Annotated in this window: 20 protein-coding genes; 14 read left to right on the top strand and 6 right to left on the bottom strand. The window is 38.8% G+C overall.

Annotated features, from left to right (window positions below):
* Position 1 precedes the first annotated feature (1 nt).
* From AN959_RS05840 to putP, 3 genes are all read right to left on the bottom strand, one after another.
* Positions 2–1132, bottom strand: a complete 1131-nt coding sequence (locus AN959_RS05840; protein ID WP_056829021.1) for a sensor histidine kinase — start codon at positions 1130–1132, stop codon at positions 2–4.
* Positions 1133–1219: 87 nt separating this feature from the next.
* Positions 1220–2272, bottom strand: coding sequence for a fatty acid desaturase (locus AN959_RS05835; protein WP_056829019.1), 1053 nt, complete (start codon positions 2270–2272; stop codon positions 1220–1222).
* Positions 2273–2445: 173 nt separating this feature from the next.
* Positions 2446–3930 (bottom strand): sodium/proline symporter PutP, encoded by a 1485-nt coding sequence (putP, locus tag AN959_RS05830; protein WP_056829018.1) that lies wholly within the window; start codon positions 3928–3930, stop codon positions 2446–2448.
* Positions 3931–4053: 123 nt separating this feature from the next.
* Between putP and AN959_RS05825 the strand changes: the two genes are divergently transcribed.
* Positions 4054–5217, top strand: a complete 1164-nt coding sequence (locus tag AN959_RS05825) for an exonuclease SbcCD subunit D (protein ID WP_056829017.1) — start codon at positions 4054–4056, stop codon at positions 5215–5217.
* On the top strand, positions 5214–8294 hold the full coding sequence (locus AN959_RS05820; protein WP_056829015.1) for an AAA family ATPase: 3081 nt from the start codon (positions 5214–5216) through the stop codon (positions 8292–8294). The genes AN959_RS05825 and AN959_RS05820 overlap by 4 nt, the downstream gene beginning before the upstream one ends.
* 1040 nt (positions 8295–9334) lie before the next feature.
* On the opposite strand, the gene AN959_RS05815 is transcribed toward AN959_RS05820, so the two are convergent.
* Positions 9335–10636, bottom strand: coding sequence for a M48 family metallopeptidase (locus AN959_RS05815; RefSeq protein WP_056829014.1), 1302 nt, complete (start codon positions 10634–10636; stop codon positions 9335–9337).
* A 124-nt stretch (positions 10637–10760) separates the two neighbouring features.
* Here AN959_RS05815 and AN959_RS05810 point away from each other — a divergent pair, with 124 nt between their 5' ends.
* The 4 genes from AN959_RS05810 to AN959_RS05795 all read left to right on the top strand — a co-directional run bounded on the left by AN959_RS05810 (position 10761) and on the right by AN959_RS05795 (position 13991).
* Positions 10761–11582 (top strand): ABC transporter permease, encoded by an 822-nt coding sequence (locus tag AN959_RS05810; protein WP_053591038.1) that lies wholly within the window; start codon positions 10761–10763, stop codon positions 11580–11582.
* Between the two features lie 4 nt (positions 11583–11586).
* Positions 11587–12366, top strand: coding sequence for an ABC transporter ATP-binding protein (locus AN959_RS05805; RefSeq protein WP_056829011.1), 780 nt, complete (start codon positions 11587–11589; stop codon positions 12364–12366).
* A gap of 12 nt (positions 12367–12378) precedes the next feature.
* Positions 12379–13464 (top strand): ABC transporter substrate-binding protein, encoded by a 1086-nt coding sequence (locus AN959_RS05800; RefSeq protein WP_056829009.1) that lies wholly within the window; start codon positions 12379–12381, stop codon positions 13462–13464.
* Between the two features lie 80 nt (positions 13465–13544).
* On the top strand, positions 13545–13991 hold the full coding sequence (locus AN959_RS05795; RefSeq protein WP_053591035.1) for a YaiI/YqxD family protein: 447 nt from the start codon (positions 13545–13547) through the stop codon (positions 13989–13991).
* A 3-nt stretch (positions 13992–13994) separates the two neighbouring features.
* Here AN959_RS05795 and AN959_RS05790 read toward each other — a convergent pair whose 3' ends face one another.
* Positions 13995–14864: a glycerophosphodiester phosphodiesterase family protein gene (locus AN959_RS05790; RefSeq protein WP_056829007.1), complete on the bottom strand. Its 870-nt coding sequence runs from the start codon at positions 14862–14864 to the stop codon at positions 13995–13997.
* 204 nt (positions 14865–15068) lie between these two features.
* On the opposite strand from AN959_RS05790, the gene AN959_RS05785 reads away from it, so the two are divergent.
* The 5 genes from AN959_RS05785 to AN959_RS05765 all read left to right on the top strand — a co-directional run bounded on the left by AN959_RS05785 (position 15069) and on the right by AN959_RS05765 (position 19682).
* A complete protein-coding gene (locus AN959_RS05785) occupies positions 15069–16025 on the top strand; it encodes a rhodanese-related sulfurtransferase (protein WP_056829002.1) in 957 nt (318 codons plus the stop codon).
* Positions 16026–16265: 240 nt separating this feature from the next.
* Positions 16266–16712: a GNAT family N-acetyltransferase gene (locus AN959_RS05780; RefSeq protein ID WP_056829000.1), complete on the top strand. Its 447-nt coding sequence runs from the start codon at positions 16266–16268 to the stop codon at positions 16710–16712.
* Between the two features lie 15 nt (positions 16713–16727).
* On the top strand, positions 16728–18032 hold the full coding sequence (locus AN959_RS05775; RefSeq protein ID WP_056828998.1) for a D-serine ammonia-lyase: 1305 nt from the start codon (positions 16728–16730) through the stop codon (positions 18030–18032).
* 154 nt (positions 18033–18186) lie between these two features.
* Positions 18187–18576 carry a GntR family transcriptional regulator gene (locus AN959_RS05770; RefSeq protein ID WP_053591030.1) on the top strand — a complete coding sequence of 130 codons (390 nt, stop codon included), beginning with the start codon at positions 18187–18189 and terminating at the stop codon, positions 18574–18576.
* Positions 18573–19682 carry a DUF1648 domain-containing protein gene (locus AN959_RS05765; protein ID WP_056828996.1) on the top strand — a complete coding sequence of 370 codons (1110 nt, stop codon included), beginning with the start codon at positions 18573–18575 and terminating at the stop codon, positions 19680–19682. Before AN959_RS05770 ends, AN959_RS05765 begins: the two co-directional genes overlap by 4 nt.
* A 166-nt stretch (positions 19683–19848) precedes the next feature.
* Here AN959_RS05765 and AN959_RS05760 read toward each other — a convergent pair whose 3' ends face one another.
* Positions 19849–20289, bottom strand: a complete 441-nt coding sequence (locus AN959_RS05760) for a peptidylprolyl isomerase (protein ID WP_053591028.1) — start codon at positions 20287–20289, stop codon at positions 19849–19851.
* Between the two features lie 439 nt (positions 20290–20728).
* Between AN959_RS05760 and AN959_RS05755 the strand changes: the two genes are divergently transcribed.
* The 3 genes from AN959_RS05755 (at position 20729) to AN959_RS05745 (ending at position 24591) form a co-directional block, all read left to right on the top strand.
* Positions 20729–23338, top strand: coding sequence for a LuxR C-terminal-related transcriptional regulator (locus AN959_RS05755; protein WP_216598631.1), 2610 nt, complete (start codon positions 20729–20731; stop codon positions 23336–23338).
* 205 nt (positions 23339–23543) lie between these two features.
* On the top strand, positions 23544–23891 hold the full coding sequence (locus AN959_RS05750) for a hypothetical protein (RefSeq protein ID WP_216598630.1): 348 nt from the start codon (positions 23544–23546) through the stop codon (positions 23889–23891).
* Positions 23892–23907: 16 nt separating this feature from the next.
* Entirely contained in the window at positions 23908–24591 is a 684-nt protein-coding gene (locus AN959_RS05745; RefSeq protein ID WP_253278874.1) for a hypothetical protein, read from the top strand.
* Positions 24592–24618: the final 27 nt, after the last annotated feature.

The raw sequence follows: 24618 nt of genomic DNA, 5'->3' as shown, positions 1-24618 counted from the left end.
GTTATTCCTCCTGTCTCGATTGCTGAATCACATTTGGCACACGTATATTAAGAGTTGTTCCATTTTTCGTGTGAATGTCGAAACTACCATTTACAAATTCTAATCGTTCTTTAATGCCTCGTAATCCATGTCCTTTAGACCAATCCTTTTCCAAAACCAAACCAGTGCCATTGTCATGAATTTTGAGCAAGGTTTCTTTTGCAGATTGTTTAATAGATATAGAACAAGAGGTAGCATTACTATGTTTCACAACATTCGTTACGGCTTCTTTTAGACACATACTTAGTACGTTTTCGACAAGGAGGGGAGTTTTCACTAGTTCCGCTGTCCCGCTTACTTTACAATCGATCTGTGCGGCTAGTAAAATTTGCTTCACGCGAAATAGTTCCTCTTCAAGTTTTGTACCACGCATATTTGTCACAAGTTCTCGTACTTCCTTTAAAACTGAGCGGGCAGTTTGGTTAATATCATTAATTTCATTTTTTGCAGCTTCCGGATTTTTTTCGATTAGCCTGCTTGCTAAATCACTTTTCAAACCTATAAGTGATAGTTTTTGTCCTAGTGTATCATGTAAATCCCGAGCGATACGTTCTCTTTCTTCAATAATGATATATCGGGAAATACGTTTTTGTGCGTCCTCCAGCTGACCTTCTAATACTTCGCGTTTGTTTCGATTGTATGTATTGAATGGCAATAAAATCACACCGATTAAACAGATGATGAGGAAGGGCATGTGCGAAAGGAAGAGCTCCATTTGTGTAAAGAAACCAATTATAACTGCTGTGATCATTGCTACTAAATGAATACTGTAAATGACAAAAAAGTTTGCTTTTTGTTGAATATTCCCAATAAAAAAAGATAAAAAGATAGAAAAATAAATATATCCATATAAAAAAGTCATACTGACACTTATGGCGATTTCTACAAATACGCATATATAGAGAAGTATGCCCTTCGATGTGAAAGATGACCGATAAACAATAAAAAATAATAGCGTGAGTATTAAACCAATTATTATTTCAAGTTGACTAGATGACTTAAAAATAAAGAAGAAAGGAAAAATACAAAAAACAATCCAAGCATAAATACTTAACCAAGGATATTTAGGGAATACTTGATACCATTTTGTCAATTGCTACACCTCTATTTTGGTTCCATATAATTCTTATTATATAGGAAAAACCATTCCTTTTTAACTGGGAATGGTTTTTCCTGTAAATTATTTTCCGTCGAAGCTTGCATTTTTGGAATGTAATTTAACGTTCGCTTTAGGGTTCTTTAGTAAGTGTTTAATTTCTTTAAAGCTGACAAAGTTTTTATTTGCTTCATCGTACAGACGGAAGCGAATAGATTGTAAGCTCGTACGTAGATTAATCGTAGTTGCCTTTTGTAAAGGTGGTGTCGATTCATGCGCAATCTCTAAATTGTAATTAGGAACACGAGGGCTTAGATGATGCACATGATGGAATCCTATATTTCCAGTTACCCATTGTAATACTTTTGGTAATTTGTAATAAGAGCTTCCATCAACCGCAGCTTTTACATAATCCCATTCTGATTCATCTTCAAAATAAGAATCTTCAAATTGATGTTGGACGTAGAATAACCATATTCCAAGTGATCCAGCAACGAAAAGAATCGTACCTTGGATAATTGCAAATGCTTGCCATCCGATTAACCAAATCATTAGGGAGTAAATAACAATGACAGAAATATTGATCAAGTATGTGTTGTTACGTTCTTTAGGACGAGCATCTTTACGGTTAACTCGATTGCTAACTAAGAATAATAATGCTGGCCCTAGACCAAACATTACGATTGGATTACGGTATAGACGATAAGAAAGTCGTTTCATTGGAGTTGCTTCTATATATTCTTCAACTGTCATCATCCATATATCACCGACACCGCGTTTATCTAAATTTCCACTTGTAGCATGGTGTATATTGTGTTCACGTTTCCATTTCTCATAGGCGAATAAAGTGATAATTCCAGTGATGGTACCAGTAATGTTGTTTGCTTTCTTATTCTTGAAGAACGAACCGTGTGTACAGTCATGAAAAATAATGAAAATACGAACAACAAAACCTGCAGCGACAACTGAAATTGCGACAGTCAACCAAATAGATACATCTAGGCTTAGGTAAGCTAAAAACCAAAGGATAAAAAATGGTGGGATTGTATTTATAAGCTGAAAAACACTCTTTTTCAACTCGGAATTTTCAAATGGCTTAACATTTTTGCGTAGCTCAAGCGTTTTTTCTCTGCTCATTGTATTCCTCCTAATAATAATCATTACCATAACTATAAGGAAATTACCCAATTAGGAGTAGGCATAAACGTCAAGTCATAAACATGACAAGTGTCATATAGGCGAATATATATAGAAGGATGAAAAGAAAAAAAAACTGACCGAAAAAATTCGGCCAGCTTTTACTAATATTATTAGCGATCACGTTTCAATAAACGTATTGTCTCATCAAATTCTTTATCAATTTCAGCATTTGGTTTGTAAGTCATTAAGCTTACTACCACTGTTACAATAAGAGCTAGAACGAAACCAGGAACAATCTCATATAATGCACTTGTTAGGGCATCTACGGATCCCCAAATAACTACTGTAATTGCACCAACCACCATACCGGCTAAAGCACCAGCTGAGGTGATTTTTCTCCAGTAAAGTGACAGTAAAATAACGGGACCAAATGATGCACCAAAACCTGCCCATGCAAATGATACAAGCTTTAAGATTGTTTCATTTTCTCCCCAAGCAAGAATTGCAGCTACGATAGAAACAACAAGTACAGCAATACGTCCATAATTCACATAAGTTCGGTCAGATGCGTCCGTTTTAATGATAGCCTTGTATAAGTCTTCAATTAATGCAGACGACGTAACGATCAATTGTGAAGAAATCGTACTCATAACTGCTGCTAGAACTGCTGCAAGTACAAGTCCTCCAATAAATGGATGGAAGACAATTTGTCCTAGTGCGATGAATACTGCTTCAGGACTAGTTAGGTCAGCATTCGGATTTTGTTCAAAGTATGCTACGCCTACTAATGCTGTAGCCATCGCTCCAACTAAACTTAATATCATCCAACCAATACCGATTCGACGAGCTTGTTTAGTTTCTTTTACAGAATTAATTGCCATAAAGCGAACAATTATATGCGGTTGTCCAAAATAGCCAAGACCCCATGCAACTGCAGAAATACCACCTACTAAAGTAGTTCCCGCGAAAAGACTAAGGTGATTTGGATTTACAGATTTAATAGATTCAACCGTCTCACCTAATCCTCCGGTCAAAAATACACCAAAAACAGGTACTAATATTAATGCAAGGAACATTAATAGTCCTTGAAGGAAATCGGTATAACTAACAGCTAAAAATCCTCCGAAAAGTGTATACGCTACAACAACAGCTGAAACTACTAATAGTCCCGTATGATAATCAAGACCAAAAGAGCTTTCAAAGAATACTCCTCCGGCTACCATTCCAGAAGAAACGTAGAACGTGAAAAATAGTAATATAATCAGACCTGATGCAATACGTAATAAACGAGAAGATTGTTTTAAACGACTTTCTAAATAACTTGGAATTGTAATGGAATCATTTGACACTTGTGTGTAAACACGTAGTCTTGGTGCAACAAATAACCAGTTTAAATAAGCACCAATCGTTAGTCCGATTGCAATCCATGCCTCACCCATACCTGAAAGATAAATAGCTCCAGGTAATCCCATTAATAACCAACCGGACATATCTGCAGCCCCGGCACTTAATGCAGTTACAGCAGGACCAAGTGAACGCCCGCCGAGCATATAATCCGTTAAATTTGCAGTTTTTCTGTAAGAATACCATCCGATGACAAGCATTGCGATCATATAAATAATTATGGCTGTTAGTTGCCAAGCTTCTGATGACATAAGCATCCCTCCCGAATTTCATCATAACATGCCAAGTAATCGGTTTCATTAGTTTTTAATTATTACCAAACATTTCTTTTAATTATTGATGTTAAAATAGACTTAGAAGAGGAGGTTTTTCTTTTGAAATTTTTTCATACAGCAGATTGGCATTTAGGCAAATTAGTGCAAGGTATATATATGACGGAAGAACAACGATTTGTTATACATCAATTGATAGAAGCTATTGATATAGAGAAACCAGACGCTGTAATAATTTCAGGTGATTTATATGATCGGGCGGTTCCTCCTATGGAGGCAGTAAATTTACTAGATGAACTGCTAGCGGAGATAGTTTTAAAACGAAAAACACCTGTATTAAGTATTGCTGGAAATCATGATAGTCCATCTCGACTAAACTTTGGCAGTAAGCTAATGAAAGATTCGGGATTATATATAGTAGGCCAATTAACTGAAGAACTAAAATCTGTCATTCTGAATGATGAATATGGAGAAGTACATTTTCATCTAATACCATATGCTGACCCTTCTCAAGTGCGACATTTATTTGATGATGACACGGTAACTAATCATCAGGAAGCTATGAGGAGAATTGTAGAAGAAATTGATAAAACGCTAGACTTAACGAAAAGGCATGTGTTTGTTGGACATGCATTTGTCACTGCACGTGGGCAGCAAGAAGAGAATACGAGTGATTCAGAACGCCCACTGGCAATTGGAGGGGCTGAATATGTGGATGCTACGCTTTTTAAAAACTTTTGCTACACGGCACTTGGCCATCTTCATCAAGCCCATTATGTATTAAATGAAACAATACAATATGCAGGCTCTCCATTAAAATATTCGATATCAGAGGAACACCATAAAAAAGGCTATTTTATTGTCGAGTTAGACCAACAAGGTAAGGTTACGTTAGAAAAACGTTTACTAGTTCCAAATCGTGATATGAGAACAATAGAGGGCTATATGCAAGATATTTTGCATCATCCGGTGAGCCAAGACTTTGTATTTGTAAAATTACTCGATGAAACACCTATTTTATCTCCAATGGAACAGATTAGAACCGTTTATCCAAATGCGATGCATGTTGAAAGAAAAGGTTTTAAGTCAAACACCACGAATGAAAAAGAACAAGTAAGTCGTCGAAAAACAGACGATTTTACTCTGTTTCAATCTTTTTATACCGAAGTAAGTGGAAAAGAGCCATCTGATGAAACAGAAAACTTATTCAAGGAAATATTAGAAGGCTTAATGATAGAGGAACGTGAAGGGGGGATCAAAGTATGAAGCCGCTTCAGCTAAAAATGACCGCATTTGGTCCATATAAATCGACCGAAACGATAGATTTTAATGAGCTGCAGAACAATCATCTTTTTGTTATCTCCGGAGCTACAGGAGCAGGAAAAACTACTATATTCGATGGAATATGCTTTGCATTATATGGATTAGGAAGCGGAGAGGATCGTCGTGATACGAAAATCATGCGCAGTGATTTTGCAACAGATGATACACATACTTCCGTGGAATTAACATTTGAAATGCATCAACGTACATATCGGATATTGCGGCAGCTTCCACATGTAAAAAAAGGAAATAAAAGCGCAACTGGTGAACGCTACGAATTTTTTGAAGTGAACGAAACGGTTGAAGTTCCTGTTGTTGACCGTCAAATTGTGTCAGAAATCAATAAAAAGGTAGAAGATATTATTGGACTAACACAGGATCAATTCAGTCAAATAGTTATGCTACCTCAAGGGGAGTTTAGGAAGTTACTTACTTCCCAAACAGAAAACAAGGAAGCTATATTACGTAAAATCTTTAAAACAGAGCCATACAAAATGATAAGTGAGAAACTAAAAGAGAAAAAACTACTAGCAGAAGCAGAATTGAAAAAAGAAGAATTAGCTCGAAACAGCTATACGGAACAAATCGTAGCTTCATTCCCAACTCGAGATTCAAGCATTTTTCAACTAATCGATTCGGGTAATTTTAACATTGTTCAGCTAGTGGAAGCTTTAAAAGAAGAAATCAACTATTATGAAAAGAAAGTTCAACTAGACGAGACGATATACAGAGAAGCATGTGAAAAACACGCAAACAAACAGAACGATTACTACGAAGCAAAAGCAGTAAATGATAGATTTGTAGAGCTTGAAGCAAAAGAACAAAGCCTTAAAAACTTACAAAACCAGTCAGAAGAGTATGCAGACAAGCAATATCGATTAGAAGCAGCTGAGAGGGCAAGTTCTATTGAACATATGGAAACTTACTTTAGGGACTCAGAGCAAGAAGTTGATAAGAAATCGAAGCTATTAGAATTAGCTAAACTAGAGATTTTGGAAGCAGAAGAAAACGTAAAACAAGTAGAAATTGAGTATACGTTAGAAGCAAATAAAAAAGAAGAACGTGAAAAAAGTGTGGAAGCACTTATTCGTTTAAATTCATTTATGCCTTTGTTAGAGGAGCTCGAATCTAAGGGAAACGAGATACTTAATTACCAAAATCGTATGAATGAACTAAGCGGTCAAGTGACTGCTATGACAAATCTATTTCTCGAAGAAAAAGAAGTATTCGCTTCGCTTAAAAAAGAAATAGAAAAGCTAGAAGCGCTTGTAGAACCACTAGACTATGAAGTGCAACGGCTAACGAAATTGCAAACAAATAATAGTATGTTGCAAGACTTTATAAAAGGTGAACAACTTTTTCTGGATCTAACAAAAGAGGAAAATATCCAAAAACAGCTTTTCTTAGATTTGCAAGAAGCATATAAGGAAGAAGAAAGTAAGTGGTTAAGTAACCAAGCAAGTACGCTTGCATCGAAGCTCGTGGAAGGAGAAGCTTGCCCAGTTTGTGGAAGTACGGAACATAAAGTGTTACGTACAGAAGTACATGATGAAGCTGTAAATCAAGATGAATTGCAAAACTTAAAAGACCAGTTAGGTAAGCAAGAATCACAGTTTTGGACGGTTCGTGCAAAAAGAGAAACTGCCGAAGAAAATTATTTGAAAATGCAGAAGCAATTAGAAGAACTTCAACTTACTATTCCTGAAGCACCAAAACTAGCAAAAGATGTGGAACTACTAGAATTAGAAATTGTAAGTCTCCGACAAGAAAAAGAAAAGCTGGCAGTTTTACGAAATCCTTATAAGGCGAGTGTTCAAAAGGTTGAGAAGTTAGAGCAAGATAAAATAAGTGCCGAAGTTACCTATCAACAACAAAAAGGCATGTATGAGCAAGCAAAAGCAGTGTATGATTCCAAAAAAGCATCTATTCCATCATACATTTCCAACTTGCAGGAGCTTACAGAGCAAATAAAGGAAGCAACCAAGTATAAGGAACAATTAGAAAATTCCTGGGCTCAAATACAAAATCAGAAACAACTTGCAGTTGAAGCATTCACTAAAGCCCAGCTTGCTGTAGGACATGCTTCCAATTCACTCCATGAAGCAAAAGAAAAAAGAGATAAGGCCAATGTTCAGATGAATGAAGGTTTAGCTAAAGCTGGCTTTGAGACAATCGAATTGTATACGGTGGCGAAACTTTCTGAATCAGAAAGACAAATCTTAAGGGATCAGTGTAATGCATATACACAAGCACTTCATACATTTACGGAACAAGTAAAAGAAAGTCGGGAGCAGCTTGCAAACAAAATAAAAGTAGAGCTAGCGCCGTTAGAAGAAGAGTTAGTTACACTTAAGATTGCATATGAAGAAGCATTAAATATCCTTAATAGTTCGAAGGAATACGCAAAAGCTGGCCTAGAAATAGAGCAAAAGATTAACACCGCAAGCTCTCGGATTACGAAGCTGGAGCAACAGTTAGGACGTATTGTAGACTTATATGATGTGCTTAGGGGACAAAATCAGTCTAAAGTTTCATTTGAGCGATATGTGCTAATTGAATATTTGGAGCAAATTGTACAGGCTGCTAATGAACGGCTAAAGCATTTATCCGGTGGTCAGTATTACTTGATCAGAAGCGAAAGACAAGAAACACACGGTAAGCAAAGTGGGCTTGGATTAGATGTATATGATGCTTATACAGGACAAACAAGAGATGTAAAGACGCTATCAGGTGGCGAAAAATTCAATGCATCGCTATGCTTGGCTTTAGGCATGGCAGACATTATCCAAAGTTTCCAAGGTAGTATTCGTATTGATACGATGTTTATTGATGAAGGATTTGGCTCCTTAGACGAAGAATCCCTTAACAAAGCAATTGATACATTAATTGATTTACAAAAATCAGGTCGGATGATCGGCGTGATTTCACATGTTGCTGAACTAAAGGCAGCAATACCTGCAATATTAGAAGTAGAGAAGCTAAAAGAGGGTTATAGTAGAACTAGATTTGTTATTAAATAGTTGTTATAAAAAAGGTGAGTCCTACGCGTGGACTCACCTTTTTTATATAGAAGAGGAAAGGTTATCCGAAGCTTACTGCTCGCTTTCCGCGGGCGAGGCCGAGCCGCTTCGTCGCTGCGCTTCTGCAGGGTCTCGTCTGTCTCGCTTTTCCCGCAGGAGTCGAGCAGACACTTCTCCAACTAATAAAAAAATACTACTTTTTATTTTCATTATGAAGAAAGGTGAGTCCTACGCGTGGACACACCTTTTTTTATAGAAGAGGAAAGGTTATCCGAAGCTTACTGCTCGCTTTCCGCGGGCGAGCGCCGAGCCGCTTCGTCGCTACGCTTCTGCAGGGTCTCGTCTGTCTCGCTTTTCCCGCAGGAGTCGAGCAGACGCTTCTCCAAACCAATAAAATGCTACCTTATTATTTTCTATATACTCAGGAATAATAATCTTGAGTTAATAGAAAATGATGACAACAAAAATCAAAATAACGAATGAGGCCAATTAACTAACTGCCTTATGTCTACAATCTGAGGTGAGTCCATTCATAAGACTCACTTTTGTTCAAAGATGGGGAAGTAAATGACATTGAACTAATATAAATCTAGTGTTCGTAATATTAACTGACATTAGTCTATCATAGGAAAAATTAATCAATATTCCAAAGAAAAGGATTAATACCATGGGAAATATATTGTTATCAGCGGAATTTCAGAAAAATAGTAAGTATCCACCAAGTAGAGAAGACGGATAGCGATCGAAATACATCTTCGAGAGCTTGCAATATGAATAAGAAAACAACTATTCTTTAGTTATCCAAAACAGTAGTATGTAGTTTCCAAAAGTTGCAAGAGAGCGACGGACAGAAGAACGCCACAGGATTACCGAAAAAAGAGGGGAGGGTAGTGACACTAGTCACGACCCTCCCCTCTAAAAATTGACACGGTAATGTTATAGCCAAAGTCTGCAAAACATTCTGGAAAAGTTTGAAAGCAAGTATGCTTTTAAAAATTCGGTTGCACTTTTCTTAATTTATATATGTCCTTAAAAAGCAGTTAATAGTTATAAATTATTTCTAAAAATTCTTCTTCATTGTTAACACCTAGCATGTCAAATGCTGAGTATCCCTCAGGGTCTAATTCCGTTGGATCAGCACCATATTCATAAAGTACGGATGCCATATAATAGTTTTCATAATTTATAGAAGCGGTTAATGCATTGGAATACAAATCAGCAGTGTTCGGGTCTGCTCCTGCCTGTAACAATATTTCGGCAATATCATCATTACCCTCATAGATCGCAAGAAGAAGTGCCGTTGTTTCCTCAGAATCTTGTTCTTCTAAATTCACACCTTCTTCAATGAGCTGATTGACAGTTTCTGTATCAGCATCTATAACTGCTTGCATTAAAGGAGTTTGAGAGTAGTCACTATAGGAAAAAGAATCATCTGTAAATGTTTCGCCTAAAGTGCTTCCGGAAAATAAGTTTGCATACGTGAATGTCCCGGCAGTTACAAGAGCGATAACTCCGATATAAACTGCAAAGAAAATGGCAACTAACGCTCCAATACCTAATGCTATTTTGGTGGAATTAGAGTAATACGAAGGTGTTCCATTGACTTGCATAAATTTTCCTACTGCTTGAATTCTTTTTGGAAGTAGCGGGTGACTAGAAAGTACCTCACTTAACCAAACAGCTACATTCGATTCTGTATGGATTTGTTCTAAATAAGCATCTTCGTTTACTTCTTTATATAATTTTTTCCCTACCCCAAGAATTGTAAGTGCTTGCTTAGCTGCCTCACCATTTTGAATATGATAAGCTGCTTCCCGATCACATGTATACTCACATGAACGACTGTATGCTTGTGAAAGATAGGGAATAAACTGGGCAGGCATGATTAAAATATTTTTCCATACATGTCTACGTTTCACATGAGACAGCTCATGGGCAAGGATAAAATCTAATTCAGATTCTCCTTTTTCTCTAGCAAGCTCAAATACTTCTGAATAAATGACTACCATGTTTCTACCAAGAAATCTCGTTGCAAATGCATTGAATGCACCTTCTGAATGGATGACAAATACATCGGGGACCTTTTTAATATTCATCTTAGAGCTTAATTGTACAACACGCTCATAAACATCAGGGAATTGCTTCTCACTTATTCGTATTCCATTCCCACGGATGGAACCTAGCATAATAGCATTTGCATATAGTAGAATGACCAAAATTACAAGTAAAATAGCAATTCCAAATAGAGAAGCGATAGCAAATATGTATATAAAAACACTAAAAATGATGCTAAGTATAAAATAAATCAATTCTCTATTTGATCTTAATTCTTTCGATGCCAATTTTTATTCCTCCTCTTAAAATATTTATAAATCTACCAAATTATGTGATTGTAGTCAATGAGAATTGTTGGCTATCACACATTTACCCGATTTAACATATTATTTTTACAAGAGGTGGTGAAAAATGCGCGATGAAAAAGAGGTCGTCCAATACGATCCTTATGAAACGGAACAACAAGAATGGAAGAAACAACAAGTAAAAGAAAGAGCAAAGCAACTACTTACGATTATCTCTCCTATCCTTATTTTATTTCTATGGGAAGTTTGTTCTCGAACGGGAATACTTGATATTCGGTTTTTCCCTCCTCCGTCTGCAATTATGTCTACATTTTTCGATTTGGCAACGAGTGGACTATTATGGACGCATATATCGGTCTCCCTATATAGAATTGCAGCAGGCTTTTTATTAGGTGTGATTCCAGGAATCGTTATCGGATTGCTTATGGGATTATATGCACCTATCCGTCATTTTATCTCCCCGATTATAATGGCTTTTATGCCAATACCTACGCTAGCACTACTTCCTATTATAATTATTCTCTTTGGGATTGGAGATTTTTCAAAAGTAGTAACGATTGCAGGTAGCGTATTTTTCCCAGTTGTTATCAATACAGTAGCGGGAGTAATCAACATAGAAAAGGTGCATTTAGATGTTGCCAAAAATTACGGAGCAAGTCCGAAAGACTTTTTCTTCAAAATAGCTTTTCCCGGTGCACTTCCTGTCATGCTAGAAGGTATTCAGATGGGGCAGGCAATTGCACTGCTCACAATAGTGGCAGCGGAAATGATGGGAGCTACATCAGGAATTGGGTATTTAATATGGACCTCTTATAAGGCATTCATGCTAAAAGAGATGTTTGTTGGGTTAGTGCTCATTTCATTTTTTGGTTTTCTATTTTCCCTCTTCTTACGTGGGCTACAAAAGAAGATTGTCCCATGGAGGTGAGTTGTTGAGTAATCCTATTAAAATATCGATAGAGAATTTAACAAAAGTTTTTTATAAAAAAGATAACAGTGTAACAGCGGTTAAAAATGTATCGCTTCAAATAGAAGAGGGAGAATTTGTCTGTTTGGTTGGGCCGAGTGGCTGTGGCAAGACAACATTATTAAGAATATTGGCTGGATTAGAATCACCAAGCTCTGGCTCTTTCAAAATTGTGTCTGATTCAGGAGAAAGGCCTCTACAATCAATGGTTTTTCAAGAAAAAGGTGTAATTCCTTGGTTAACAGTGAAAGAGAATGTTGCCTTCGGACTTAACATGAGAAATTTACCGAAGGATTTTGTACAAAAACAAACAAATTATTATTTAGAAAAAGTAGGATTAACTAATTTTTCCAAGCTGTATCCAAAAGAAATTTCTGGGGGAATGAAACAACGGATTAGCATTGCCAGAGCATTTGCGAACGATCCAGAAATTTTACTGATGGATGAACCTTTTGCAGCACTAGATGAGCAAAACAAATTTATTTTACAGGAAGAATTACTATCGATATGGTCTGAAACGAAAAAAACAGTGTTATTTATTACGCATAGTATTGACGAAGCTTTGCTATTGAGCGATCGCATCGTATTAATGAGTGCTCATCCAGGTGAAATTATCAATGAAATTAAAGTACCTGTACCACGGCCTAGAACGATGGAACAAGTGCGAGCAAACGCAGAGATGGCAGAGCAGTTTATTAATATATGGAATCACTTGCAGCAGGAAGTACAAAAATCAAGAAGATAAGGGAGGAAGTTTGTGAAAAAACGTTGGTTGATACTACTCGCATCGATAATTCTTTTGTTAGGTGCGTGTTCTTCTAATGGAAAAGATAGTGGAGATGGAGTGAATGATGAAGTAGATAAAAATAATCCATCAGGTGACTTGGCACCATTAGAAGAGAAAGTAAAAGTTATTATTGCCGAGGATGGAGCAGCATCTGGAGCAGGCTTTTATATTGCAAAAGAAAAAGGATACTTTGAAGACTATAATATTGAAGTAGAATTTGCACAGTTTGCTAACAGTGATGAAATGTTACCAGCCCTTGCATCTGGTGATGTAGATATTGCAGGAGGAGTATCAACTGCGTCGTTCTTCAATGCTATTGCACAAGGAATAGACGTAAAGATCATTGCAGATAAAGGGCATAATGTACCAGGGAAATCGTACTTTACATTTGTAATTGGTAATCATATGAAAGATGAAATCAAGGAATATAAAGACTTTAAAGGCAAGCGAATTGCAATATCCTCTAAAAATTCGATTGATGAATATATATATTTGGAAATGCTAAAGCATGCAGGACTTACACCAGATGATGTGGAATTTGTATTACTTGCAGACTTTGGAAGTATGTTAGGGGCAATTGAAAATGGTTCGATAGATGCTGCACTTCAAATTGAGCCACTTATTGCACAAGGAATTGAAAATGGATTCCACGAACGTTTTGGAGATGCAACAGATTACGCACCGGAATCTCAAATTGCCATGGTACTTGGATCACCACAGTTCATGAATGAGGAAAAAGATGTATCACTACGATTCATGGCAGCTTATTTAAAAGGAGTTCGAGATTATAATGATGCATTCGTTAAGGGAGAAGGAAAAGCAGAAATAATTGATATTATGACACAGCATACATCCTTAAAAGATCCAGCCCTTTGGGAAAAAGTATTTGTAACTGGTCTTGATCCAGATGGAAAAATGTTTTTAGATGATGTGAAAAAACAGTATGATGCATATAAAGCAAACGGTGCAATAGATGGGGATGTTGACTTCGATAAGGCGGTAGATACATCCGTCACCGAAAAAGCCGTTGAGATTTTAGGGGAATACGATAAATAAAACGCCCAATAAGCATTGGGCGTTTTTTTATAAAATGGTATACAATGAGGAAATATCGAATGGTAAAAGAGGTGCGTAGGATGGTAAGTGTTTTAGTAGACGCAGATGGATGCCCGGTAGTAGATCTAACAATTGATATAGCAAGGAAATTTGATTTAAAGGTAACACTGCTGTGTGATACTGCTCATTATATGCAAAGAGAAGGAGCAGAAACAATCATGGTATCAAAAGGTGCAGATGCGGTCGATTTTGTATTAGTGAATAAAGTGAACAAGGGAGATATCGTTGTTACACAGGATTACGGCCTTGCGGCAATGGTATTAGCAAAACAAGGCTTTGCAATTGATCAAAATGGTCGCTGGTATACACCTGAAAATATTGATCAGCTATTAAACAGCCGCCACATCTCAAAGAAAATTAGACAAGCGGGAGGACGCTTAAAGGGGCCAAAAAAGCGTCAAAAAGAAGATAATGAAAAATTTGAGGCAAGTTTCAACAGACTATGTGCACATGTGTTAAATAAATAATACCTAATCAAATTCATCTTTTATTCTAATTCCTAAATTAGGATTATTGACGAAGATTCCGTTTGGTTTTAGGTTTAGTGCTTGTTTCATTTCTACTTCGTTTACAATCGTATATAGATAAATTTGAAGGCCATTTTGTTGGACTTCTTGAATAAAATCTGTCGTCACAGAGTTAAGATTAGCTCCAATACCACTTGCATAAGAACGTAAGCGATTATACTCTTGGACCGAAAGAGCAGCAGCTTCCTCCTTGAAACTATATAACTTAATAAGAGGAAGCCTCGGTTCAAGCTGATGGACTTTTGTTAAGCTATCCTCATTAAAGGATTCAATAATAACTTTAGGTAATCCTTCATTTACATGAATCAGCTTATATTGTTTTAGCAATGCAAGCAGTTTTGCTTCCATCCCAACATAAATCCCTGGTGATTTCATTTCTATGTAATAATTCACATCATCTCCAAAATGCAAAAAGATTTCCTCTAATGTAGGCACCTCTAAATTTTCAAATTGTTTATTTGCTAGGTCTGGATAGGTACGATTAAACGATTGTCCTGCATTTAATTGTTTTAATTCTTCTAAAGTGTATTCTTTTACAAACCCATTTCCATCTGTAGTGCGATCTACTTTCTCATCATGCATGGCAACCAATACTCCATCTTTTGTCATTTGCAAGTCTATTTCAATATAAGTAGCCCCTGCCTGTTTTGCTGCTTCATAGGCAAGAATCGTATGTTCAGGAGTATATGCGGATGCTCCTCGATGAGCAATGAGGATGGGTTCCTCTACAGGTAAAGGAGCTTTACTAATTTCACTTATGCCACAAGCGGCTATTAACAAGAAGAGTGTAAGAATCACAGGAAGTCTCTGCATAAAAAACCTTCTTTCAGGAAAAAACAATAGATGTCAATTAAAGAAACGTATATTTATACTATTGTTTATAAAGACAAACAAGAAGTATTTATTGCAAACTTGTTTGTTTTTTGATAATACAAAGAAAACAATTTATTTAACAAAAACCCATTTTTTTGATATATTAAAACGAATGGACAAATTTTAGAAAAGGTGGAGTAAAAAATGGACACACATGCATACAGAGTATTACTTTACTATAAATATGTCCCAATTGAAGATCCAGTAACATTTGCACAAGAACACCTTGCTGCTTGTAAGGAAATTGGGTTAAAAGGGCGTATTTTAGTATCAAATGAAGGAATTAACGGAACATGCTCGGGAACAATAGAGCAAACCGATGCTTACATGAACATGATGAAAGCGGATGAACGTTTTGCGGACATGGTGTTTAAAATAGATGAAGCAGAAGGACATGCATTCAAAAAAATGCACGTTCGACCTAAAAAGGAAATTGTACATTTAGGATTAGAAGAAGATATTAACCCGAATAAATTAACAGGTAAATATTTATCTCCTAAAGAATTTTTTGAGCAAATGCAAGCGGAAGATACAGTAGTAATCGATGCTCGTAATGATTATGAATTTGATTTAGGGCATTTCCGTGGAGCAATTCGTCCAGAAATTCGCAATTTCCGCGATTTACCTGAATGGATTCGTGACAATAAGGAAATGTTCGAAGGTAAAAAAGTTCTTACGTATTGCACTGGCGGAATTAGATGTGAAAAATTCTCTGGTTGGTTAGTACGCGAAGGTTTCGAAGACGTAGGTCAACTACACGGTGGTATCGCAACTTACGGGAAAGATCCAGAAGTTCGCGGTCAGCTATGGGATGGACAAATGTACGTATTCGACGAGCGTATTGCTGTTCCAATCAATCAAGTAGAACACGTTGTTGTTGGGAAAGATCATTTCACTGGTGAGCCATGTGAACGCTATGTTAACTGTGCAAACCCAGATTGTAATGACAAAATTTTATGTTCGGAAGAAAACGAACATAAATACCTACGCAGCTGTTCACATGAGTGCCGAGTGCACCCACGTAACCGCTACATCGTAGAACACAATTTATCAGAAGAAGAAGTAGAAGCAAGACTAGCTGCGATTGAAGAAACAGTATAATAACAATCCAAATCCCACGCACCCTCAAAGCGTGGGATTCTTTATTGTTGAAATGCTACTGGATGATTTACTGGATGATTGTTACAGGGTTGTTACTGGTGCCTGGCACCAGTAACAACCCTGTAATAAAGGATGAGGTTTGGGGTATATACTATTAGAATAGAGGGAATTCGTCTTGTGATAGCGAAAGGTATCTAGAGTTCGTTTTATATTTATAAACAATTGAATGGGGGAGACGTAATGGCAATCGAAGTGAAGAGAATTTCAGATTTGAAAGAAGTCGACGTAACCAAACTAATTCAAGAAAGCGAAAAAGAAGGATATCGATTCGTATCTAGACTAGCAAGTAAATATGAAGATGGTACGAGAAGATTCACCGAACAAGGAGAGGCCATTTATGGGGTATGGGAAGACGGGGAGATAGTAGCAATCGGCGGGCTAAGACAAAGTATAAAAAGCTCTGAAGAGCAATCCGCTCGATTGCTTCGCTTCTACACCCTACCAGAACACCGTCGAAAAGGTATCGGAAGTGAGCTATGTAAAGTGATTGCAGAAAATGCAAAAGGACAGTTTAAAGAGATTACTACTAAAACAGAATCCGCAAAGGCAGATGCTTTTTATCGAGCAAATGGTTTTGCATTTGAAGATCGTTCGCCTGATATAACGCATGTACTGAGCTTGGAATAGAGAGGGTTTACAACTATGAATACACAACAATTGATAGAGAAATTTCCTTTGATTAAGGAAATGCAAAATACAGAGGAGGTCATTTGGTTCAATCCGAATCAAACAAAGACGTCTGAAGCACTTCCTAACATAAAAGTAACAAGTGAGATGGTACAGGATGCAAGTGATCGACTAGAACGATTTGCTCCTTATTTACAAATTGCTTTTCCAGAAACAGCAAAAGCGAATGGGATTATTGAGTCACCACTTGTTGCTATTCCTGAAATGGCATCCGCTTTAAAGGAATTATTTCAAACTGACTTTACTGGAGAGCTTTTATTAAAATGTGATAATGCCCTGCCCATTTCTGGTTCCATTAAGGCTAGAGGAGGCATTTATGAAGTGCTTAAAATTGCAGAGACACTTGCAATTCGGAAAGGCTTATTAACGCCAAAGGACGATTATGGAGTTCTTGCTAATGATGCATTTAAAAAGTTTTTCTCAGAATACTCAATTGCTGTTGGATCAACAGGAAACTTAGGTCTAAGCATTGGAATAATGAGTGCAAAGCTAGGTTTCCGAGTAACCGTGCATATGTCGAGTGATGCAAAGCAATGGAAAAAGGACCTGCTAAGAGAAAAAGGAGTAGAGGTCATTGAATATGCTGCCGATTATAGTTTGGCTGTAAAAGAAGGAAGAAAGCAAGCAGAACAAGACCCAAATTGCTTTTTTATCGACGATGAAAACTCCATCGACTTATTTGTAGGATATGCAGTCGCGGCAAATAGATTAAAGAAACAATTAGAGCAATTAGGAAAAGTGGTAGATGAAACCAATCCGTTATACGTTTATTTACCATGCGGTGTTGGAGGAGGTCCAGGAGGCGTTGCATTTGGCTTGAAGCTTCTATTTGGAGACCACGTTCATTGTTTTTTCGCCGAACCTACACACTCCCCATGCATGCTACTTGGTTTAATGACAGGATTACATGAAAATATCTCCGTTCATGATATTGGATTGGATAATAAAACTGCTGCGGACGGGCTTGCGGTAGGCCGTCCATCAGGATTTGTTGGAAAGACATTAGAACGACTTATAGAAGGTAGTTATACAATAAGTGATAGAACCATGCATCAGCTTCTTGCATTATTAGTCGATACAGAAAAAATTCAGCTTGAACCATCTGCTCTTGCGGGTATGACCGGTCCTATTCAGCTAGCAACACATGGAGCTAACTTACAGAACGCTACTCATATAGTCTGGGCTACTGGTGGAGGTATGGTACCTGAGAGTGAAAAGGTAACGTACTATGAAACGGGACGACAATTTCTTAATCAATAGGGTAATCTGGAATATAAATAACAAACCTACTCTCTTCGGAAAGTAGGTTTTTTGTATGTATAAATTATTTTGTTTAAAAAACATTTTGCTCTATTATATATATAACAACTGTGTTATACTAAGAATAGAACAATGGTAAATAGGAGGTAGCATCATGTTTATAGAAATAAAGACAAATTCATCCGTGCCAATCTATTTACAACTAGCACATCAATTAATTGAAGGTATTGTACGAGGAGAGTTAAAGCCTGGTGATTCATTACCATCTGTCCGAGCTTTCGCATCTGATCTGGGTATGAATATGCACACGGTCAATAAAGCATATCATTACTTAGAAGAAAAAGAATTTATACAAATTGTCGCAAAGTCGGGTGTATTTATTCACCCCAATGGAATTTCACAAGCATCTGAAATAGAAAAACAACAACTCAAAGAACAAATGAGACCACTACTTGCAGAAGGATTAGTACTAAAGCTTTCCGAAGAAGAAATGGTAAAGATGTTACATGAGCTCGTTCAAGACATTAAGGAGGGAAAACCATGATTATTTTGTTATTCGCATTTATTCTATTATTTACAACGGTATTACAAGCATTTATGCCAAAGTTTTTAAAGCAAACAGAAGCTTTTGGTGTGTATGTACCAGAGCAATATACGAAAGAAAAAACAGTAATTCGTTTGAAAAATAAGTATACACGTGTTGTTCTGCTAATAGGATTGGTTATTTTAGCAGGGTACCTATATTGGTCATTAACACAAAATCCTGCAGAAGATACATTGGCCTTGATCGGTGTAGGCGTTCAATTTGCCATGCTTTTTATAAGTATTGGCTACTATTTTATGATGCATTTACGAGTAAAAAAACTAAAAGAGCAACAAAAGTGGCTATCTGGTAAAAGTGAAGTACGCGTGGTAGATTTAAGATTTCAAGATAAGCTGAAGCTAATACCAAGAGCTGTTTTTATTGTCCCAATGATTGTGACAATTGGACTTATTATTTATACATTTATTAAATATCCTGAAATGCCAGATATGATTCCGACCCATTGGGGACCAAATGGACAGCCAGATGATTTTAGTGAAAAAACATATTTTAGTTCCGTTGCGACGCTTCTTTTACTCCTCATCATGCAAGGTATGTTCCTTATGATGAGCGAAGGAATGAGGTTTTCAGGATCTAAGATTAATCCCGCGAACAAAAAAACGTCACTTGCACAGCAGTTAGAATTCCGAAAATACACAAGTTGGTTTGCACTATTCGTCTCTATAAGCGTGACTTTGATGATGGGATACACGCATTTGCAAACTATCCATCCGGACATATCTTCTGCTTGGGTTATGTTTGCATTACCAATTACTTTTTTAGTCGTAGTATTACTTGGAGTACTCATATATACAGTTAAAGTTGGTCAAAGTGGTTCGCGTATTAAAGTGAAAGAAGATAGCCCTAATTTAGAGCATTCTATTACAGCGGTTGATGAAGACCGATACTGGAAAGGTGGAATTTTGTATTTTAATCCGGAGGACCCAAGCATTTTAGCAGAAAAACGCTTTGGGGTTGGGTGGACACTAAACTTTGGTCGTCCAGCAAGTTGGATCATTTTTTTATTACCGTTTGTTCTTATTCTCGTCATTGTACTTAATTTATAGGTTAAAAGGTCGTCTCCACATTATTGCGGAGCGGCTTTTTTAGTTAGTTGGAAATTTAGTATGCTTAGTTGGAAAAAATAGCTCTTAAGTTGGAAAATCCTGAGCTTTAGTTAGAATAAGCGAAATGTCAAAAAAGAAGCCCCCTTAAAAGGGAGCTCCAAGATGATTATTCTGCGTCGAATACTTCTACTTTTTCCATTTTAGCGCCATTTGACATAGCTTTTGCTACTTCAAGACCGCTCGTTACTTTACCGAAAACAGTGTGAACACCATTTAGATGTGGTTGTGGTTCATGCACGATGAAGAATTGGCTAGAGCCAGTATCTTTTCCTGCATGTGCCATAGATAGGCTTCCAGCTTCATGTTTATGAGGGTTGCCAGCTGTTTCACATTTAATCGTTTTGCCACTACCGCCCATGCCTGTACCAGTTGGGTCTCCACCTTGACTTACAAAGCCAGGAATAACACGGTGGAAAACTACTCCGTTATAAAATCCGCTGTTTGCTAACTCTTCAAAGTTTGCTACTGTGTTTGGTGCTTCATTTGGGAATAAATCAAATTCGATCTTTTCGCCTGAATCCATTAAAATATATCCTTTTTTCGCCATTCAAAACACTCCTTTTTCAAATAAATCCTTATAAGTATAGCATGTACTATATGCATTTTCCAAAAACAGAGGACGCATAAGGATATTCAAGTAATGGCAAGGGCTTCATGATATAGCAACCTAAATTAGTGTTAGTCTTTCGAGCTATTGGTTGATTAGTTCCGTGATTACAATTCCACAAACAACTAAAGCAACTAGCCTGAATAGCAAAATGCTTTTGTTGACGTATCTTGCAATGGTAAAAAATTAAGTTTGAAGTTATAGATATAAAGTCATCGGATGCGGCAATCAATTATGTTGAAATATTGTGGGCTGAAGTTTTTTTTCGTGTTATCATCAATGTATGAATATTCCGATTTTAACTACTAAACTATATATCCCTTTGCCACGGACTAATATTGTCCTCCGACCGCGCCTAATCGAGCGGCTGAACAGTGGTTTGGATCGCAAGCTGACGCTTATCTCAGCCTCAGCTGGCTTTGGCAAGACTACGTTGGTCACCGAGTGGATTGCCAATTGTGAGCGTCCTGTCGCATGGCTGTCGCTGGACGAAGGAGATGACAACTCTATACGTTTTTTTACTCATCTTGTAGCTGCATTACAGTCGATTGATGAGAATATGGGAGAAGGCGTAGTTGGTTTGCTCAACTCCCCACAGATGCCGTCAACGGAGTCTATTTTGACGGCTTTTCTCAATGAAATTTCAGCTATTTCTTACAAATTCGTACTCGTTCTTGACGACTATCATGTTATTGATTCAAAGTGGATAGACGATGCCTTTATCTTCCTGCTTGAGCATCTACCTCCACAGATACACCTTGTCATTGCCACGCGTGAAAATCCACGGCTTCCGCTGGGCAGGTTACGTGCCCAGGGACATTTGACCGAGTTGCGTGCCACAGACCTACGTTTTACATCCGGTGAAGCAGCGGTGTTCCTAAATGAAATGATGGGCCTTAGTCTCTCGACAGAAGAAATTACTGCATTAGAAACACGTACGGAAGGATGGATTACAGGACTCCAGTTGGCAGCACTCTCGATGCAGGGGCGTAATGATACTTCCGCGTTTATAAGGGCTTTTACTGGAGACAATCGGTACATATTAGACTATTTGGTCGAAGAGGTTCTTCAGCGTCAGCCTGACCATGTTCGGAGCTTCTTAGTTCAAACCTCTATTCTTGATCGGTTGCATGGCCCTCTGTGTGATGTCGTTACTGGCCAGGACGATGGCAACGCGCGGTTGGATGCCTTGGAGCGCGGCAACTTTTTTGTTGTTTCTCTGGATGACAGGCGTCAATGGTATCGCTATCATCACCTCTTTGCCGAGGTTCTCTATGCGCATTTAAGAGAGGATCAACCCGATCAGGTAGTTATCCTGCATCGGCGTGCGAGTATGTGGTATGAGCAGCATGGCTTTGAGGCAGATGCAATCCGCCATGGGCTGGCGGCAAAGGATTTTGCCCGGACAGCAGACCTTCTTGAGCTAGCTTGGCCAGAAATGCGTAGAAATAGACAGGGTGTTGCGGTGTTGGGATGGATGAAGGCTCTTCCTGATGAACTGGTAAACTGTAGACCTGTACTCAGCGTAGTGTATGCCTGGGCTTTGCTGGCTGGTGGTGAGCTCAAAGACGTTGAGGACCGTCTAAAATCTGCCGAACGGTGGCTAGAGGCGACAACAAACCAGCAGCCTAACGCCTTAGTTGGGATGATTATCATCAATGAGGAGGAATTTCGTGGCCTACAGAGTACGATAGCCGTGTACCGTGCTGCGCATGCACAGGCGCTCGGTGACGTAGACGCTACTATAAAATATGCTCGACGTGTGCTCGAGCTTGTGCATGAGGACGACCATCTTCGGTACGGGGCAGCGGCTGGGCTCCTTGGACTCGCATTATGGACTAGCGGGTATCTTGAGGCAGCGCACAGGACATTTGCAGATGGCATGGCTAGTGTAAGGCTGTCCGGGGCGATCTCGGACGCAATCGAGGGCTCACTCGCACTTGCTAATATACGAATTGCTCAAGGGCGACTTCGATCAGCAATTCGTTCCTATGAGCAGGGATTGCGGTTTGCGAAGGAACATGGTGAGCCTGTACCGCGTGGAACCGCAAACATGTACGTGGGAATGAGTGAGCTCTACTGTGAGTATAACGAACTGGATGCCGCCACGCAGCATCTGCTTAGAAGTAAGGAGGAGGGTGAGCGGACCGGGTTTCCACCAAATCAGCATCGTTGGCGTGTTGCAATGGCTCGAATACTTGAGGCCAAAGGAGATCTTGAAGGCGCTCTTGAGTTGCTCCTTGAGGCAGAGGAACTGTATGTAAGTGATTTTTTTCCAAATGTACGACCTATAGGGGCAGTAAAGACACGGGTATGGTTAAAACAGGGTAGGTTTGTTGAAGCCCTCGACTGGGCACGGGAGCAGGGCCTATCTGGCCAAGATGAACTTACTTACATGCGCGAATTCGAGCATATCACACTGGCAAGATTGTTTTTAGCTCGGTTTACGAGAGATCGTTCAGACCGCGCTTTGCATGAGGCGATGAGACTTCTTAAGCGTCTTCTCGAAGCAGCAGAGGAGGGTGGGAGAACGGGAAGCTCGAATGAAATACTAGTGTTGCAGGCACTATCTTACTATTTCCAAGGCGACATCCCTGCCGCGCTTGTGCCACTGGACCGCGTCCTAACCCAAGCTGAACCAGAGGGTTATGTCCGGATTTTCTTAGACGAAGGTCAGCCTATGGCGGAATTGCTAGAAGTGGCAGTGAAACACGGGATAGCACCGAATTATGCTCACCAACTACTTGCAGCCTTTGGTCAGAAGCAGGATAGAACGCCTTCCAAACAAGTATTAAGTGAACCACTGAGTGAACGTGAACATGAAGTTCTAAGGTTGCTTAGAACTGACTTAAGTGGACCGGATATAGCACGACAACTTATAGTGTCCTTGAACACCTTGCGTACTCACACAAAGAACATTTATAGCAAGCTTGAGGTGAACAATCGTCGGGCAGCAGTACGAAGGGCCGAGGAACTCGATTTGTTCTAGCAAGTATTAACTAACATCCACGCTTCGGCAGGTTTTATCGAATCTGCCGAGGCTTTTTCTATTCTCACACCCTCCAATAGATAAATCACCACACCAATCACCACATGTAGTGATGCCAACTCACCACTTCAACGTGTAACCTAGATTTTGAAAGGAAACATACAACATTATGGGATTACATTCAGAGAAAGCAGGTGAATAATGAATGAATCAAAAAGCATTAACGGAGGATCACCGCGAATCTAAATTTTATGAAATTTGCCTTAAGGGACACTTGAATCCCCGGTGGATGGACAAATTTGCTGGCCTAAGTTTTATCTACGAAAGTGACGGAACAACCATTCTTTCAGGCCCTGTGGTTGATCAGTCTGCGCTACATGGCTTACTGAGGATAGTGCGTGATCTTGCCTTGCCATTGTTTTCGGTCAATCAAATTGAACTTAAACAGGTGAAAGTGTTGGTAGCTAATATCCAAACCAAGAACAATCATTCGACAAAGGATAAAACTCATGAACGCCAATCGCAAGACCGCAGTGGTTCGACAAATAACTAAATCAAAGGAGAACAAAATGAAGATTACAACCTCAAAACTCATCCAATGGGCAGGTTTAGCAGCTATGCTGGCAGGGTGCCTTTTCATAGTCATTCAGATTATCCATCCAGCTGATATTCTTTCGTCAGTCACCACCGAAAGATGGGCAATCGTCCACTACTTGAGCATCGTCATGTGCCTCTTCGGCATGCTCGGCATTGCGGGGATCTACGCTAGGCAAGTGGAAGAGGCTGGTTGGCTTGGTCTGATCGGCTATCTCATGTTTAGCCTCTTTTATGCACTCACATTGGGCTTTAACTTCACTGAAGCATTTATCTCGCCAATGTTGCTGACCGAGGCACCAAGGGTCGTTGAGACTTTCTTGGCACTCGCCAGTGGGTCTACCGGCGAGGTGAACCTTGGGGCTCTCGCAGGTGTTTATACGCTAGTAGGGGTACTGTATATGATCGGAGGACCGCTGTTTGGTTTGGCGATGCTCCGCGCCGGTATCCTACCGCGCTGGGCGACAGGCTTGTTTGCCTCTGGAGGGCCAGTATCGGCCATCGTGGTTTCACTGCTCCCACACCCGCTCGACCGGATAGCGGCGGTACCGCTTGGGATAGGTCTGGCCTGGTTGGGATACGCGCTCTGGTCTGAACGACGAGAGAATGCATCGAAATCCATTCCTAGCATAGAAGCTTCCAGCTCCACTAATCTATAGCTGAGAGCGATCCGCCGAGTGAACTCA

The sequence above is a fragment of the Psychrobacillus sp. FJAT-21963 genome (genome assembly GCF_001420585.1).
Taxonomy (GTDB): domain Bacteria; phylum Bacillota; class Bacilli; order Bacillales_A; family Planococcaceae; genus Psychrobacillus.
Note: the sequence above shows the minus strand (reverse complement) of the source record. Positions and strands in the feature narration are given on the sequence as shown.

Bases quoted from the DNA above. Each gene is read 5' to 3' on its own strand.
- AN959_RS05835 (WP_056829019.1), bottom strand. From the start codon at position 2,272: ATGAGCAGAGAAAAAACGCTTGAGCTACGCAAAAATGTTAAGCCATTT.
- putP (WP_056829018.1), bottom strand. From the start codon at position 3,930: ATGTCATCAGAAGCTTGGCAACTAACAGCCATAATTATTTATATGATC.
- AN959_RS05820 (WP_056829015.1), top strand. From the start codon at position 5,214: ATGAAGCCGCTTCAGCTAAAAATGACCGCATTTGGTCCATATAAATCG.
- AN959_RS05810 (WP_053591038.1), top strand. From the start codon at position 10,761: ATGCGCGATGAAAAAGAGGTCGTCCAATACGATCCTTATGAAACGGAA.
- AN959_RS05795 (WP_053591035.1), top strand. From the start codon at position 13,545: ATGGTAAGTGTTTTAGTAGACGCAGATGGATGCCCGGTAGTAGATCTA.
- AN959_RS05790 (WP_056829007.1), bottom strand. From the start codon at position 14,864: ATGCAGAGACTTCCTGTGATTCTTACACTCTTCTTGTTAATAGCCGCT.
- AN959_RS05785 (WP_056829002.1), top strand. From the start codon at position 15,069: ATGGACACACATGCATACAGAGTATTACTTTACTATAAATATGTCCCA.
- AN959_RS05780 (WP_056829000.1), top strand. From the start codon at position 16,266: ATGGCAATCGAAGTGAAGAGAATTTCAGATTTGAAAGAAGTCGACGTA.
- AN959_RS05775 (WP_056828998.1), top strand. From the start codon at position 16,728: ATGAATACACAACAATTGATAGAGAAATTTCCTTTGATTAAGGAAATG.
- AN959_RS05770 (WP_053591030.1), top strand. From the start codon at position 18,187: ATGTTTATAGAAATAAAGACAAATTCATCCGTGCCAATCTATTTACAA.
- AN959_RS05765 (WP_056828996.1), top strand. From the start codon at position 18,573: ATGATTATTTTGTTATTCGCATTTATTCTATTATTTACAACGGTATTA.
- AN959_RS05760 (WP_053591028.1), bottom strand. From the start codon at position 20,289: ATGGCGAAAAAAGGATATATTTTAATGGATTCAGGCGAAAAGATCGAA.
- AN959_RS05750 (WP_216598630.1), top strand. From the start codon at position 23,544: ATGAATCAAAAAGCATTAACGGAGGATCACCGCGAATCTAAATTTTAT.
- AN959_RS05745 (WP_253278874.1), top strand. From the start codon at position 23,908: ATGAAGATTACAACCTCAAAACTCATCCAATGGGCAGGTTTAGCAGCT.